Source organism: Streptomyces sp. NPDC007863 (assembly GCF_040633895.1).
GTDB lineage: Bacteria > Actinomycetota > Actinomycetes > Streptomycetales > Streptomycetaceae > Streptomyces.
This window is the reverse complement of the sequence record NZ_JBEYEI010000013.1, coordinates 186,746-199,434: the sequence shown is the minus strand read 5'-3', so window position 1 is coordinate 199,434 and position 12,689 is coordinate 186,746. Positions and strand designations below refer to the sequence as shown.

The 12,689-nt window shown below is 73.4% G+C and carries 14 protein-coding genes; 6 read left to right on the top strand and 8 right to left on the bottom strand.

All coding sequences use genetic code 11. From position 1 onward, the window contains the following. Window positions 1-314: 314 nt before the first annotated feature. On the top strand, window positions 315-962 hold the full coding sequence (locus tag ABZ621_RS21790; protein ID WP_360606926.1) for a fasciclin domain-containing protein: 648 nt from the start codon (window positions 315-317) through the stop codon (window positions 960-962). Window positions 963-1,043: 81 nt separating this feature from the next. Here the strand turns inward: ABZ621_RS21790 and ABZ621_RS21785 are convergent, their stop codons facing one another. The 3 genes from ABZ621_RS21785 to sigK form a co-directional block, all read right to left on the bottom strand. After that, window positions 1,044-2,300, bottom strand: a complete 1,257-nt coding sequence (locus ABZ621_RS21785) for an NAD(P)/FAD-dependent oxidoreductase (RefSeq protein ID WP_360606924.1) — start codon at window positions 2,298-2,300, stop codon at window positions 1,044-1,046. 262 nt (window positions 2,301-2,562) lie between these two features. Next, window positions 2,563-3,315, bottom strand: coding sequence for an anti-sigma factor (locus ABZ621_RS21780; RefSeq protein WP_360606922.1), 753 nt, complete (start codon window positions 3,313-3,315; stop codon window positions 2,563-2,565). Continuing rightward, complete coding sequence (gene sigK / locus ABZ621_RS21775; RefSeq protein WP_360606920.1) at window positions 3,312-3,902, bottom strand: ECF RNA polymerase sigma factor SigK; 591 nt, start codon at window positions 3,900-3,902, stop codon at window positions 3,312-3,314. The genes ABZ621_RS21780 and sigK overlap by 4 nt, the downstream gene beginning before the upstream one ends. 235 nt (window positions 3,903-4,137) lie before the next feature. Between sigK and ABZ621_RS21770 the strand changes: the two genes are divergently transcribed. Then, window positions 4,138-4,329 (top strand): hypothetical protein, encoded by a 192-nt coding sequence (locus ABZ621_RS21770; RefSeq protein ID WP_360606918.1) that lies wholly within the window; start codon window positions 4,138-4,140, stop codon window positions 4,327-4,329. Between the two features lie 670 nt (window positions 4,330-4,999). On the opposite strand, the gene ABZ621_RS21765 is transcribed toward ABZ621_RS21770, so the two are convergent. Together ABZ621_RS21765 and ABZ621_RS21760 are read right to left on the bottom strand one after the other, a co-directional pair. Continuing rightward, window positions 5,000-6,088, bottom strand: a complete 1,089-nt coding sequence (locus tag ABZ621_RS21765) for a MerR family transcriptional regulator (RefSeq protein ID WP_360606916.1) — start codon at window positions 6,086-6,088, stop codon at window positions 5,000-5,002. 46 nt (window positions 6,089-6,134) lie between these two features. Next, window positions 6,135-6,395 carry a hypothetical protein gene (locus tag ABZ621_RS21760; RefSeq protein ID WP_360606914.1) on the bottom strand — a complete coding sequence of 87 codons (261 nt, stop codon included), beginning with the start codon at window positions 6,393-6,395 and terminating at the stop codon, window positions 6,135-6,137. A gap of 348 nt (window positions 6,396-6,743) precedes the next feature. Between ABZ621_RS21760 and ABZ621_RS21755 the strand changes: the two genes are divergently transcribed. Beyond that, window positions 6,744-6,923 carry a DUF6480 family protein gene (locus ABZ621_RS21755; RefSeq protein WP_360606912.1) on the top strand — a complete coding sequence of 60 codons (180 nt, stop codon included), beginning with the start codon at window positions 6,744-6,746 and terminating at the stop codon, window positions 6,921-6,923. A gap of 141 nt (window positions 6,924-7,064) precedes the next feature. Here the strand turns inward: ABZ621_RS21755 and ABZ621_RS21750 are convergent, their stop codons facing one another. Next, a complete protein-coding gene (locus tag ABZ621_RS21750) occupies window positions 7,065-7,406 on the bottom strand; it encodes a class F sortase (protein WP_360606910.1) in 342 nt (113 codons plus the stop codon). A gap of 188 nt (window positions 7,407-7,594) precedes the next feature. On the opposite strand from ABZ621_RS21750, the gene ABZ621_RS21745 reads away from it, so the two are divergent. After that, entirely contained in the window at window positions 7,595-7,885 is a 291-nt protein-coding gene (locus tag ABZ621_RS21745; RefSeq protein ID WP_360607010.1) for a hypothetical protein, read from the top strand. Next, window positions 7,870-7,992 (top strand): hypothetical protein, encoded by a 123-nt coding sequence (locus tag ABZ621_RS21740; RefSeq protein WP_263973268.1) that lies wholly within the window; start codon window positions 7,870-7,872, stop codon window positions 7,990-7,992. Before ABZ621_RS21745 ends, ABZ621_RS21740 begins: the two co-directional genes overlap by 16 nt. Before the next feature lie 343 nt (window positions 7,993-8,335). Here the strand turns inward: ABZ621_RS21740 and ABZ621_RS21735 are convergent, their stop codons facing one another. Further along, window positions 8,336-8,518, bottom strand: coding sequence for a hypothetical protein (locus ABZ621_RS21735; protein ID WP_107049206.1), 183 nt, complete (start codon window positions 8,516-8,518; stop codon window positions 8,336-8,338). Between the two features lie 208 nt (window positions 8,519-8,726). On the opposite strand from ABZ621_RS21735, the gene ABZ621_RS21730 reads away from it, so the two are divergent. Continuing rightward, window positions 8,727-10,565 carry an APC family permease gene (locus ABZ621_RS21730; protein ID WP_360606908.1) on the top strand — a complete coding sequence of 613 codons (1,839 nt, stop codon included), beginning with the start codon at window positions 8,727-8,729 and terminating at the stop codon, window positions 10,563-10,565. A gap of 114 nt (window positions 10,566-10,679) precedes the next feature. On the opposite strand, the gene ABZ621_RS21725 is transcribed toward ABZ621_RS21730, so the two are convergent. Further along, window positions 10,680-12,635 carry an amino acid transporter gene (locus tag ABZ621_RS21725; RefSeq protein ID WP_360606906.1) on the bottom strand — a complete coding sequence of 652 codons (1,956 nt, stop codon included), beginning with the start codon at window positions 12,633-12,635 and terminating at the stop codon, window positions 10,680-10,682. Window positions 12,636-12,689: the final 54 nt, after the last annotated feature.

Genomic DNA, 12,689 nt, shown 5'->3' with positions numbered 1-12,689 from the left:
AGGCCGACGACCTCGGCACGTACGTCATGAGCCGGAGAGGTCCGCGGTGCACGCGAGGACCCGGCACCACTCGTTCGAGTGAAGCACCCATCCGCCGGGCGGGCGGCGCCGAATGACAGGACGTGAGCATCCTCCGCAGCGGCACCGCCGTCCGGACCACCGGCACCCGGGACGTCCCGGGGTCGCGCGGCACCCCTCGGGGCGCCGGCGCGGGCCGGTCCTCCCGGGCGCGGTGCCCGCGGACGCCGCCGGTCCGGAGCGCGCGGCCCGCAGTCCCGCGGCACCGGACGACGAACTCTCTAGGAGCAACAGACATGACCTCCCTGCGTATCCGCCGTGGCGCCGTCGCCCTGACCGCCGCCGCGGTCCTGCCCCTCTCCCTCGCCGCCTGCTCGGACTCCGACGGCGACACCAAGGCCGCTGCACCCGCGTCCTCGTCCGCCGATCCGACCACCGCCGCCACCCCGGCGGAGGGCGCGACGGCGATGGACGCGCCCTTCGGCCCGGCCTGTGCGGGTGTGCCGAAGGACGGCGCCGGCTCCTTCGAAGGCATGGCGCAGGACCCCGTCGCGACCGCCGCGTCGAACAACCCGGCCCTCTCCACCCTGGTCGCCGCGGTCAAGCAGGCCGGCCTCGTCGACACCCTCAACAACGCGCAGAACATCACGGTCTTCGCGCCGACCGACGACGCCTTCGCCAAGATCCCCGAGGCCGACCTGGACAAGGTCCTCGCCGACAAGGCCGAGCTGACCAAGATCCTCACCTATCACGTGGTCGGCCAGAAGCTCACCCCCGCGCAGCTGGAGAACGGCTCCTTCGAGACCCTGCAGAAGGGCATGATCACCACGAAGGGCTCCGGTGACGAGTACACCGTGAACGACACCTCGAAGGTCGTCTGCGGCAACGTGAAGACGGCCAACGCCACCGTGTACATCGTCGACACCGTGCTCATGCCCCAGTAGCGCCGGCACACGGCCCGGACCTCGGACGGCCCCGCGCCCCTCGGAGAGCGCGGGGCCGTCCGACGTACAGGAGGCCGGTCCTCAGACCGCGCCCGCCCGCAGATCGTCCAGGACCGCGCGGGCCGCCCGCGCACCCGACGCCAGCGCGCCCTGGAGGGACCCCGTCGCCCTGTGGTCCCCGCACACGTACCGGCCGGGAGCCCACCGCACGTCCCGGACGAGCGGCGCCGATCCCGGCATCGCCGGCAGGGCGTCGGTGACGGTGACCCGGTGGACGGGCTCCCAGGCGCCCGTCTCCGTGCCGTACACCTCGCCCAGGGCCCCGACCACGGCGTCCGTCTCCACCGGGCCGGGGCGGCCGAGCACGGACGTCGACACCAGCGCCCGGCCGTCGGCGGAGAACCGGGGCTGGACGGCGGTGAGGACACAGGTGTTGAGGAACCTGCGCCGAGCGTCGACGACCAGCACCGGCTCGTCCAGCGGAGAACGGACGGCGGCGTGGTACAGCGTGGTGACGGTCCGTCCGTCGGGCACGCGCAAGCCCGGCAGCAGCTCACCGGCGATCCGCTGCCCGGTGGCGACGACGACGGCCCGGGCGCGCACCTCGCGCCCGTCCGTGAGGCTGACGCCCCCGGGCGCCAGCGCCGAGACGGCGGTCCCGGTCCGCAGCACGTCCCGTGGCAGCCGGGCGGCGAGCTGCGCGGGCACCGCGCCGATCCCGTCCGCCGGCAGGCACAACGTGCCGCGCAGCATGCTCCGCCACACCAGGTGGAAGAAGCGCGCCGAGGTCTCCAGGCCGTCCTCCAGGAACACCCCGGAGAGGAACGGCCGGAAGAAGGTCTCCACCAGCCGCGGCGACACGCCCGCCGCGGCGAGGGCGCCGAGCGTCGTGCCGTCGGCGCCGCGCCGCAGCACGGACGCCGGCGCCAGCGCGTCCCGTGCCGACAGGGCGGCGAGCGCCGCCAGATCACGTGCCGACGCGAGCCGCCCCGGCAGCAGATCCCGGCTGTCCCGCGGCCGACGCGTCGGGTCCGTGAACCGGCGCGGCCCCCGGTCGGTGTGCACGAGGACCCCCGGCGTGAACGCCCGCAGCCGCAGCGCCTTCAGGTCCACGCGCCGCTTCACCTGCGGATACGAGGTGTTGAACACCTGGAAGCCGCGGTCCGTGGTGAAGCCGGCCACCTGGTCGGTGCGCATCCTGCCGCCGACCGTGTCGCCCGCCTCCAGGAGCAGCACCCGCAGTCCCGCCCCGCACAGGTCGCCCGCGCAGGCGAGGCCCGCGGCCCCCGCTCCGACGACCACCGCGTCGTATCGCGTGCCGTCCTTCGTCCTCTCCATGCCGTCCTCGTTCTCGTGGGTGCGTCGTGAGCGGGTCCGCAGGCCGCCGGGCGTCGCCCGGCGGCGAAGGCCTCGGTTCCGTCCACAGGGTTCTTCCGCCGCGGGACGTCCGGCGGATGCGGTTCCTGACCCTCCTTCCGCGCCCGCGCCTGCCGCATCGGCCCCGCAGTCTGGTGGCCGGGCACGCTCCGCCACCGCCCCTGACCCCTGCCCCCGTCCGTGGACCCGCCGCACCGGGCGGCCGCGGACGGGGGAGCGACTTTCAGGACTGGAGGGAGAGCAGGAGCAGGGGCTGCGTCGTGGGCTGGGCGGAGCCGCCGTCCGGTTCCAGGGTGAGCCCGACCGCCGTGGCGTCGGCGGGATCGCCGTCGACGAGGACGGTGCCGTCGGAGCCGAGGAGCCCGGCGGGCCGCATCGTGCCCTCGTGGTCCAGCCACAGCTGATACGTGTGCCCGGGGGCGGGGGCGGGCAGCCCGGTGGCGGTGAACACGGCCCGGTTCTGCCGGTCCGACGTGACGACCGTGGCGAGGGCGCCGTTGGTCGTCCGCCCGTGCACGGTCCGCGCGTCGGGGGCGGCCAGCACGCCGCTGACCACCTCCAGCCGCCGTTCGGCCTGGAGTGCCCGTCGGCGCGCGTCCTCGTTCCCCTGTTGCTGCCAGGCGGCGAGTCCGGCGAAGGCGACGGCGGCGGCGATGCTCGCGGCGAGCGCGAGCGGCACGGCTCGCCGCCTCAGCCGCCGGGCGATGCCCGTCGCCGGACGGGTGGCGGGGACCCGCGGCGGGAGCTGGCGGACGCCCTCGACGGCGGTCAGCGTCCTCTGCCTGAACTCGTCCGGGAGGTCCTGGGCGACGGCGGACGCGAGGCGCGCGGCCGTCGCCTCGAACTCGGCCACCTCCCCGCGGCACTCCTCGCAGTGCGCGAGATGGGCGTCGAACGCCTCGCGTTCGGCCGCGTCGAGCGCGTGCAGCGCGTAGGGGGCCGTGAGGGAGTGGAGGTCCGGGTGGTGCCGGGTCACGAGGTCACCCCCATGCAGTCGCGGAGACGGATCAGCCCGTCGCGCATGCGTGTCTTGACCGTGGGAAGCGGGGTCCGCAGCGTCTGGGCCACCTCACGGTAGGTCAGGCCCCGGTAATAGGCGAGGGTGACCGCCTGACGCTGGAGCTCGGTGAGACCGCGCAGGCAGCGGCGTACGCGCTCGCTCTCCAGCCGGGTCTCGACCTGCTCCGCCACCTCGTCGAAGGCGATGGTGTGCTCGCGTGCCGCCTGGGTGAGCTCCCGGTCGGAGGCGGCCTGGGCCGACCGGACCCGGTCCACCGCGCGCCGGTGGGCAATGGTCGCCGCCCAGGTGGTCACGGTTCCGGCCGCGGGCTCGTAGCGGGCGGCCTGCCGCCACAGGTCGATCATCACCTCCTGCAGCACCTCCTCGGACTGGGCCCGGTCGCGCACCACCCGCACCACGATGCCGAACACCAGCGGTGCGAGGGCGTCGTAGAGTGTCGCGAAGGCGTCCTTGTCGCCGCGGGCGACCCGTCGCATCACCGCGGCGAGGACGTCGCCCCGGGGGCCGGCCTCCGGGGCGCCGGAGGGCAGGGGCCGGGTCATCGGGCGGGTTCCGGGAGCGGGCACCGGGCGGAGCCGCGGGGGGCGGTCGTCCGGGGAGAACGGGACTGTCGCATGCTGGTCCTTCGCGGGTGCGGCGGGATGTGTCGGTCAGGCCGGTGAGGGGCGACGCGGGGCGCGCGCCGCCTCCCGGACGTTGTTCGGCGCGGACGCTGCCGCGGATGGTCTCGGGCGGGTCACGATTCCGCCCCGGCGCCGCGAGGATGCTGCCTCCGTCGTGTCCCCCACCCATTCGGGTGGTGGCTCCCATCCACCGGGCGGTCGCTGCCGAAGGACGGAGTACGAGCAGCCTCCGGACACCCTCGGCCCCCTCTCCCGCGGCGCCCTGGCCGGCGTGACGGCCGACTGCACCGCCCTCGCGGTGGCCGAGCTGGTCGAGGCCCTGGTGCGGCCGGCCCCGGACCCGTGACGGTCGTCGGCGGCGCGGTCGTCGACCGGACACCGGTGCCGGTGAAGGACTTCGCGGTCCGCACCTTCGGGGAGAGCGGCAAGGCCGTGCTCCAGCCCGGCATCCTCGTCCTGCCGGCACTCTTCGCGGCGGGCCTCGGGATCGTGTCGCTGCGGTACCGGCGCGCGGGTGTGCTCGGCGTCCTGGCGTTCGGCGCGGCCGTCTCCCTCGACATCCGCCGCGACGGCGTCCACCTGTACCTGAAGGCCTCCGCGTCCGGCCCCGTACGTCGTCTGGGGGCGGCGGCCACCCCACCCTCTACGCCCTGCGGAAGGTCTACCTCCTCCAGGGCGCCCTCGTCTTGCTCGTCTCCCTGCCCGTGCAAGCCGGGGGGCCTGCTGCACCGGCCGCTGGAGGCCACGGCCTTCCTCGGGCACGCCCTGTGGGCGCCCGGGCGCGCCTTCGAGGCGGTGGGCGACCACCAGCTCGCCCGGTTCAAGCTCGTCTCCCCGCTCGTCATGAGCGCCCTGCTCATCTGGGGCAGCGGCAAACGGCTCCTGGAGGCCCACATGGCCGACCGGCCCGGGCACGCCGCCTACCGGGCCCCGCACCGGCGGCTTCGTTCCCCTGCCGCCCAGGACGCCCCGGCCCGGCGCCGCGGACCGTCCCCGCCCCTGACGGACCGCGCGGTTCAGCCCCTGCCGCGCTCCGCCGCCTCCGCCTCATCGGCCCGCTCCCCGTACAGCCGGGCGACGACGCCGAGCGCCTCGCGCAGGCCGGCGGGGCGCACCATGCCCGGGGCGGGCGTCCGGCCGAGCCAGCCGGGGCCCGCGAGGAGGACCAGGGCAGCGGTGCGCGCGCCCCGCACCCCGAACGTCGTCCCGGCGACGTGCCGGGCCAGCGCGTGGTTCGCGGTGGAGCGTGCCTGGGACCACAGGACGACGGCGGCCGGTCCGGAGCGCCGCACGGCCGCGTCCAGGGCCTCGGCGGGAACGGCCGCGCCGAACATCCGGGTCGGCAGGGACCGTTCGGCCAGCCCGGCGGCGAGCGCCTCCAGCGGCAGTGTGTGCTGCTCCGAGGGGACGCACGCCAGCAGGACCGGCGGTGCCGGGGACGCCTGCGCCGGCCCGGTGACGGCGGCCCGCCGCAGCGCGGTGGAGATGTGCCAGGAGAGCAGGTGCTCGACCTCGACGTAGCGGTCGCCGGACGATTCCCACTTGCGGCCCACGGCGTGCAGTGTCGGGGCCATGATGTCCTCCCAGGCGGTCACGAGCCCGTGCTCCGCGAGCGCCGCCTGCAGCAGCGCCTCCATGGCCGGCCCGTCGAGGCGTACGGCGGCACGGGCGAGCCCGCGGCACTCTTGCCGCACGTCGCCCAGCGGCAGACCGCCCCCGCCCGCCGGACCCCGCGCCGTCACCGGCTCCGCCGGATGCGGACCCGGCGCCGTCTCCGTCTCCGTCTCCGCCGTACGCCGCACCGCCGACGCCGCCGCCGCCTCCGCGACGGGCACGACGGATGCGACCGTCCCGTCGTCCTCCACGGATGCCCGCACCTCGCGGGCGGCCCGCGCCGCCTCGGCGGGCGGGACGCCCGACGCCGTCAGGCGGCACATCTCCTCCAGCATCGCGACGTCCTCGGGCCCCCACCGCCGGTGCCGTCCGTCCCCGCGGACGGCGGGACCGATTCCGTACCGCCGGTCCCAGGACCGCACGGTGGTGGGGGAGACCCCCAGACGGCGGGCCACGGCGCCCGTGGTGATTCCGTGCGCGGTGTCGTGCATGCTCACCACCGTACGATGCGGAAGCGATGCGAGCTGGGCGGCGCGGTCACGGGCGCCACGCCTCGGCGGCCGCCGGCAGGCGGGTGACCGCACCGCCGGCCAGCCCCTCGAACTCCCCGCGCAAGAAGGGTGCGGCCAGCCGGGGCGTGTTCCGCCACCGCGCTCCCGGCCGCACCGGCCCGTCGTCGAGCCGCACGCAGCGGACGGTGCCGGTATCCCACTCCTCTGTCCGGGCGAAGTCCTCCAGATAGGCCACGACCTCGGCCCATGGGCGCCGCACCACCATCACCCGCTCCACGCTCACCACCGCAACGGCCCTCCTTCCGCTGTCCGCGGGGCACGCGACGGCCCCGGTCGTCAGGGATTCCGGCCGCCGGGCCCGACCGGATGCGCCGACCGCGTGCGGGGGGCGACAAGCCGCATCGATCGTGCACCGCTGGTGGGGGCGCCGCGGAACTCTGCGGGCACGGGCGAACTTCCCGTTCGCGGGCCCCCCGGGACGCCTCCGGAGGAATAAGGTCCGCGCCATCACCGGCGCGGGCACATCGGCGTACCCCTTATCGATGCAGCATCGACGCGTCTGGCAACCGCGGCCACCGGCGGGAGACGGTGGAGAGCCGGCGGCGTCCGGCCGCCCCACTTCCAGGGAGAGATCGTGAGCGTGCCGTTCGTACCCCCTGAGGAAACCCCGCCGTCCGAGGGCTCCACCTCCTCGGCGCACCCCGAACGCGCCGACGGCGGCATCTGGGAGCATCCGATGATCTGGGTCTCCGTCATTCTCTTCGGCGCCGTCCTCGGCGGACTCTTCTTCCTGTTCCGGGCCCTCGGCCTCTGACCCCGCCGCCGGGTCACGTCCCGCGGACGGGGAACCGTACCGGCAGACCGGGCGGCACCTCCGCCGGCAGCTCACGCAGCGCACACGACCGGCCGAACCCGGCGGGCGACCGGAGCCTCCGGCCGGTGCTGCGTCGTGCCGTCACCGCGGCGCCTCCACCGCGGTCACGACCAGGTCGTTCTGGTACCCGCCCTCGTCCCGGAGGTACCGGCCGGCGCAGGTGATCGGCGTGAGGACGGGTGATCCCTCGGGTCGGAACACACCGGACGCCGCCAAGGCATCCTTGGCGATCATGCGCCGTGCCGTGACGCGAGAGGAGGCCGTGGTCCCGTCACGCCTGCCCACGACCACGCGATCGCCCTCCCGTAGGTCGGCGAGGGCGGCGAGCGGCCCGCGACCCCGGCCGGTGGCGTCGACGTGACCGACGAGCACCGAGGAGCCGGCCGGCGCGCCGGGAGCGGGGGAGAAGCGGTACCGGCCCACCCGGCCGGGGTCCCTCCACGAGCTTCGGTAACGCCGTCGCGGTGAACACCCGGAACACGTACACCCGGAAGCCGGCCCTGACGGGGCCCGGCGTCATCCCGTCACGCGCGGAGGCGGCGAAGCCATGGCGGCGGGCGGTGGCCTCGAAGGACGGTTTCCACGCGCTTCGGCATACCTGCGCCTCGATCATGCCGGAAGCCGGAGGGCCCGTCGTGACCCTGGCTCGATGGCTCGGCCACTCCTCGTCGGCGATCACTCTCGGTTACGCTGCTCACTCATGCCGGAGCCGGCAGCAAGGCACGTGGCACCATCGACAAGCTGCTGGGGGAGCGGGGGAGACCGGCTCGTCGGCCGAAACTCCCCAGATTCCCCGCGCACCGTCGACCGCCGATTCCTGCCTCTGCATTCCGGAGGAGTCGTCCGTGGATTGTAAGGCTGAAGAGATGGGTGGCCTGGGAAATTGTTGGAAGAGGTTGTAGCGACCCGCTATGTCACGCCCCTGCGTGAGGGCGGATCGCTCCCCGGGATCGTCGAGGCCGACGACCTCGGCACGTACGTCATGAAGTTGTCCACCTGGTGGCGCTGACCTGCATCGATGCGGCTGTGCCCGCCCCTGACCTGCGCGGATGGATCTTTCAGCGTCTTTCGGGATCGTGCTGCGTTACGCGGCCGATCCTCCCCACGCGCTCCCCAGGCCCGTCGATACTCCCCAGATTCTCCCCAAGGAGTGCCGTTGCGGCGGGCTGTGGTGGCACGGCGAGGTCGACCCGTCGGAGGCGCCGTCAAAGGCATGCTGAGTCACCGTCTGTAGGGCAGCGCCGAAGCGCCGGGAGGGTGAGCGCAAGGCGTTGGCCGGAGTGCTCCTGCCCGGCCCGCGGGCTTGTCGTCGACGCTTTCCGACGCCCCAAGAAGCCCCGTGATGTTGGTGGTCACGGGCGGTAGACCAGTTCCAGGATGACGGCTGCGATGAGTTGCCACGCGCCGACGGCGAGCAGCCACATGCTGTCGAGGGCGAGCCCGACGGCGCTCGTGAGGGATGCGCCGACGAAGAGCGTGCGGGAGAGGCGGCGCACGCGGTGGTCGGAGGGCAGGCGTCCGTCATGAGGGCTCATGGGGCGCACTGTAGGGCTGCGGTCGGGCGGGACTGCCGATGCCCGGGAAGTCTTCACACCACTCTGATGCCCCCGTGCTGGGTGGAGGCGGGCGTCAAGGAGTTGTCAGGGGAAGGAGGGGTGGCGCCAAGAACGCGCCAGGGAGGGCGGACAGGGCCGGGAGGCGGGCGGAAGCTGAGCGGAGCCCGATCCGAAGGAGTCCGTCCGCATGATCACCGTGACCGCTGAGAAGGGCGCCGTGCCCGGCGCCGAGGAACCGCCCGATACCGGCGCGCGGCACAAGCTGACCGCCGTCACCGGGCTCGCGGCCCTGTCCCTGGACGCGATGGCGTCGGTGGCGTACGGGCCCGAGGCCATCGTGCTGGTCCTCGCGGCCGCCGGTGGCTACGGGCTGGGGTTCACGCTGCCGGTGACGCTCGCCATCGCGGGGCTGCTCGCGGTGCTGGTCGCCTCGTACCGGCAGGTCATCGCCGCGTTCCCGGACGGCGGCGGTTCCTACGCCGTGGCGAAGGCGCACCTGGGGCGGCGTACGAGCCTGGTCGCGGCCGGTTCGCTGGTCCTCGACTACGTCCTCAACGTGGCCGTGGCCGTCACCGCCGGCGTGGCCGCGCTGACGTCCGCCTTCCCGGGCCTGTACGGCGACCGGTTGGTGATCTGCCTCGGTGTCCTGGTGCTCATCACGGCCGTCAACCTGCGCGGGATCGTCGACTCGGCCCGCGCCTTCATCGTCCCCACCGCCGTCTTCGTCGGAGCGATCCTCGTCGTGATCGCCGTCGGCCTGTTCCGCGACGCGCCCGTCTCCACCGCGGCCTCCGACGGGCACACCTCCGTCCTTGCCGACAACGCCACCACCGTCGGCGCTCTGCTCCTCCTCAAGGCGTTCGCCTCCGGCTGCTCCGCGCTGACCGGTGTGGAGGCGATAGCCAACGCGGTGCCGTCCTTCCGGGCACCGGCCGCCCGACGTGCGATGCGGGCGGAGGTGGCGCTGGGCGGGCTGCTGGGCGTGATGCTGATCGGTCTGTCGGTGCTCATCTCCCGCTTCGGGCTCCAGCCGGTGGAGGGCGTCACCGTCCTCGCCCAGCTCACCGACGCCTCCCTCGGCCACAACGGGGCCTTCTACGTCGTCCAGTTCGCCACCATGGTGCTGCTGGCCCTCTCGGCGAACACGTCCTTCGGCGGTCTGCCCGTCCTGCTGAAGCTGCTGGCCCGTGACAACTACGCACCGCACGTCTTCGGCCTGAAGGCGGACCGGCAGGTGCACCGGCACGGCGTGGTGTGGCTGGCGGTGGTGTCGGCGGCGCTGCTGGTCTTCTCCGGCGGCGACACCAATACCCTGGTGCCGCTCTTCGCGATCGGCGTCTTCGTCGGATTCACGATCGCCCAGAGCGGCATGGTCCTGCACTGGCGGGCCACCCGGCAGTGGGGCAGGGCCTTCCTCAACGGTCTCGGCGCCGTCCTGACCGGTGTCTCAGCGGTTGTCGTCACCGCCACCAAGTTCCACGACGGGGCCTGGCTGATCGTGGTCGCCCTGCCCGCACTCGTCCTCGCCTTCGAGACCGTCCACCGCGCGTACGGGCGGATCGGTGAGCGCCTCGGCGTGGGCAGGATCCCTGAGCCGCCGCACCGTGAGCGCTCCCTGGTCCTGGTCCCCGTCTCCTCGCTCACCCGGCTCACCAGCGAGGCCCTCACCACCGCGGTCTCCCTCGGCGACGAGGTCCGCGCGGTGACCGTCTGCCATCCGGACCCCGAGGACCTCGCGGCCACCGAGGCTCTGGAGCGGGACTGGGCCCTGTGGAACCCGGGGGTCGCCCTCGTCCGGCTCCCTTTCGAACGCCGCTCGCTCGGCCGGCCCATCAGCGCCTACGTGCGCGCACTGCGCGACGCCGACTCCGCAACCCGTGTCACCGTCCTCATCCCTGAGGCCGAGCCCGAGAGCCTGTGGCAGCGGCTGCTGCAGAACCAGCGCGGCGCCGTCGTCGCCCATGCCGTACGCCGGGACACCGACGCCGTGATCTGCCGACTGAGGTTCCGGCTCCGGGATCGCTAGCCGGCTGGATCGTGTCCGCCATGACTCCGACGCGGACATGCCGCCGGATGTGGACCCCGTCGCCACGGGTTTCACGACCGGCCGCTTCACCAGGGCCGATGGGCGGCCGCCCGGTCAGCCGACGTGGACGCGGGGGCGGCGGTCGCGGTCGGACTCGGCCTCGCGGAGGATCTCGCGGGTGACAGGGGCGATCTCGCCCTGACCGAAGAGGAAGAAGCGCAGGAAGTTGGCGAACGGGTTGCCCTCGGTCCACTCGAAGTAGACGTGCGGGCGGACGCCGGTCATGTCCCGGGCGTGGAGCAGGAGGGCCGCGAGGGCGTTGGGGACGGAGGAGGACTCGACGGTGAGCACGCGGTAGCGGCCGTGCATGACCTCGCCGCGGACGGTGAGGCCGGCCTCGAACTCGGAGGGGTCGGTGACGGTGACCTCGATGAAGACGAAGTCCTCGGTGCCGGGCAGGTCGTTGTCGGCGCGGATCTGGTCCTTCTTCGACCGGTACTCTTCCGCGTCGCGATTGTCCGGCTCGTTGGCGATGAAGCGCGGGGTCCGGCTGGCGATGTCGCGGATGAACCGCTCGGCCATGTCGTCGAGCTCGACGTGGGTGACCCGCAGCTCGAAGGCGCGGCCGAGCCGGGAGAGCAGCGAGATCAGGATGATGCCGGCGATGAAGCAGGCGCCGATCTTCACGCCGTCCGGGCGTTCGATGACGTTGACGACCGTCGTGTAGAGGAAGACGACGGAGATGATCCCGAACCCGATCGTCCAGCCGCGCTGCCCTGCCTTGCGGGCCGCGATGGTCACCGCGATGGCGGCCGAGCAGATGAGCACCAGGACGCCGGTGGCGTAGGCGCCGCCCTGGGCGTCGACGTCGGCGTCGAAGATCCACGTCACCAGGAAGGCGACCAGGGTGAAGACGATCACCATCGGGCGGACGGCCCGCGCCCAGTGCGGAGCCATGCCGTACTTCGGCAAGTAGCGCGGCATCAGGTTGAGCAGGCCGGCCATGGCGGAGGCGCCCGCGAACCACAGGATGAGGATCGTGGAGACGTCGTAGACGGTGCCGAAGGCGTTCCCCAGGTACTCGTGGGCGAGGTAAGCCAGGGCGCGGCCGTTGGCCTTGCCGCCGGACTCGAACTCCTCGTGGGGGATGAGCACGGTGGTGATGAAGCTGGTGCAGATCAGGAAGACGCTCATGATGAGCGCGGCGGTCGTCAGCAGCTTCTTGGTGTCCCGGATCCGGCCGGCGGGCCTGGCCTCGGTGTCGTCGGGGTCGCCCTTGACGTGCGGCATGACGGCGACGCCGGTCTCGAAGCCGGACAGGCCGAGCGCGAGCTTGGGGAAGACGATCAGCGCGACGCCGATCATGACGAAGACGTTGCCGTGCTCCTGGGTCAGGGCGGCCGTCCAGTCGGTGACGACGTGGCCTTCGGTGATCACCTGCCACAGCCCCGTGACCACGACGACCGCGTTCAGCGCGAGATAGATCCCGACGAGGGCGACGGCGACGCCGATCGCCTCCAGGAAGCCCTTGAGGAAGACCGCGCCGAGCAGCGCGATCAGGATCATCGTGATGATCACCTGCTTGTCGTGGAGCGCCGACTCCAGGTGCGGGTTCTCCACCAGGTGGGTGGAGGCGTCGGCCGCCGACAGGGTGATCGTGATCAGGAAGTCGGTGGCCGCGAAGCCCAGCAGGGTGAGGACGAACAGCTTGCCCTTCCAGAAGGACAGCAGGCGCGACAGCATCGCGATCGAGCCCTCGCCGTGCGGGGACTCCTCCGCCACCCGCCGGTAGACCGGCAGGGCACCCGCCAGCGTCACGATCACCAGGACGATCGTCGCGATGGGGGAGAGGAGCCCGGCGGCCAGGGCGGCGATGCCGGGCTGGTAGCCGAGGGTGGAGAAGTAGTCGACGCCGGTCAGGCACATCACGCGCCACCAGGGCTGCCCCTTGTGCCCGGCGTCCTGGGCCGTCTCCTTCAGGCGGGAGGGTTTGCCCTTGCCCATGTCGGACAGCCCTTCCAGCATCCACGCGCGCAGCCTGCTGCCGCGCGTCTCGTCCGTGGTGGCCATGGGGGTGCTCCTGGGGTCTGCTCGAGGAAGGGATTCCGGCCGCTGGTCGCGCGG